The sequence below is a fragment of the Dyella sp. ASV21 genome (genome assembly GCF_016428975.1).
GTDB lineage: Bacteria > Pseudomonadota > Gammaproteobacteria > Xanthomonadales > Rhodanobacteraceae > Dyella.
Window position 1 is genome coordinate 1 of sequence record NZ_JAELTT010000240.1, and the last position, 389, is coordinate 389.

At 72.5% G+C, this 389-nt stretch carries 1 protein-coding gene; it reads left to right on the forward strand.

What is annotated here, in order from left to right; all coding sequences use genetic code 11:
- The first annotated feature begins 128 nt into the window (after window positions 1–128).
- Window positions 129–320, forward strand: coding sequence for a hypothetical protein (locus JHD67_RS21605; protein ID WP_199101189.1), 192 nt, complete (start codon window positions 129–131; stop codon window positions 318–320).
- Window positions 321–389 lie beyond the last annotated feature (69 nt).

Below are 389 nucleotides of genomic sequence, written 5' to 3' on the forward strand. Positions count from 1 at the left end.
CCCCCCCCCCCCCCCCCCCCCCCCCCCCCCCCCCCCCCCCCCCCCCCCCCCCCCCCCCCCCCCCCCTTTTTCAGCACCCCGCGACCACCCCTATCTACCCCCGAACGTTGTCGTCGGCAGCGTCAGATGTGTATAAGAGACAGTTGCACAACACACTGCGCTGGGGTCGCACCACCGAGGATTATCTGCTCACCTCGTTCATGGGTAGCGCGGCCAACCTGCTTACGCCCAACCCCAGCGATCCCTCCACCGGGGGGGTTATACACATCTCCGAGCCCACGAGACCCGTGACCGAATCTCGGTTGGCGGTAGGTGAATAAAGAGGGGTGGGGGGGGGGGGGGGGGGGGGGGGGGGGGGGGGGGGGGGGGGGGGGGGGGGGGGGGGGGGG